We start from the raw sequence: 1,134 nt of genomic DNA on the forward strand, positions 1-1,134 counted from the left end.
CGGCGGGATCTGCCGGCGGTATTTTTCCGGCAGCGCTTTGAGCCGCTCGATCTCCGCGAGGCTCTTGTGGCTGAGCAGCTCGTAGTAGCGCCACATCAGGTCGTCGGAGATGCTCAGCACCTTGCCGAACATCTCGCCGGGCGCTTCCGCGACCCCGATGTAGTTGCCCAGACTCTTGCTCATCTTCTGCACGCCGTCGAGCCCTTCGAGGATCGGCATCATCAGGACCGCCTGTTCCTTCCCGGTCTCGTAGGCGCGCTGCAGGTGACGGCCCATCAGCAAATTGAACTTCTGGTCGGTCCCGCCGATCTCGATGTCGCTGTCGAGGTGGACGCTGTCGTAGCCCTGCAGCAGCGGATAGATGAACTCGCTGATCGAGATGGGCGTACCGCTCTTGTAGCGCTTCTCGAAATCGTCGCGTTCGAGCATCCGCGCGACGTTCATCAGCGTCGTCAGTTCGAGCATCCCGCTCGCACCCAGCGGCGCGATCCAGTCGCTGTTGAACAGGACGTCCGTCTTCTCCGGATCGAGGATCTTGAAGACCTGTTCCCTGTAGCTCCTGGCGTTTTCGAGGATCTGCTCCGGCAGCAGCTTCTTGCGGGTTTCGCTCTTGCCCGTCGGGTCGCCGATCTGGGCGGTGAAATCACCGATGATGAACTGCACGCGCGCCCCGATACGCTGGAACGCTGCGAGCTTGTTGAGCAGCACCGTGTGGCCCAGGTGCAGGTCCGGGGCGGTCGGGTCGAATCCGGCCTTGACGGTGAAGGGCCTGCCCTCTTCCACCGCGGCTTTCACCAGCGTTTCGATCCGCTCGAAATCGATGATCTCCGCACTGCCGCGCCGTATTTCGGCCAGCGCTTCTTCCATGGTCATGTCGTTTCCTCTCAGACGGAACGATAGGCATCGTCCGTACGGATAAATTGTATGATGTGAATTTTTTGTTCTATTTTAGCGCGCAGGCGGTTAATATCCGCTTCCGAACTCTGGAATTCCAGCTCGCACAGCTGGATATGTTCCTCTTTTTCCTTGCCCAGCTCGATGCTGACGATCTCCGCGCCGAGCCCGGCGAGGAAGGTCAGGAACTCCGCCAGCGCCCCTTTGGCGTTGTGCATGCTGACGATCATATGGTAATGG

Annotated in this window: 1 protein-coding gene and 1 pseudogene; both read right to left on the minus strand. The window is 60.0% G+C overall.

What is annotated here, in order from left to right; genetic code table 11:
- A partial coding sequence (gene tyrS, locus AC30RD_RS09755) for a tyrosine--tRNA ligase (RefSeq protein ID WP_489494367.1) occupies positions 1-873 on the minus strand: 873 nt, incomplete at its 3' end.
- An 11-nt stretch (positions 874-884) separates the two neighbouring features.
- A pseudogene (locus AC30RD_RS09760) lies at positions 885-1,134 on the minus strand (RelA/SpoT family protein); the annotation flags it as partial.

This window comes from Nitrosophilus sp., from assembly GCF_982775275.1.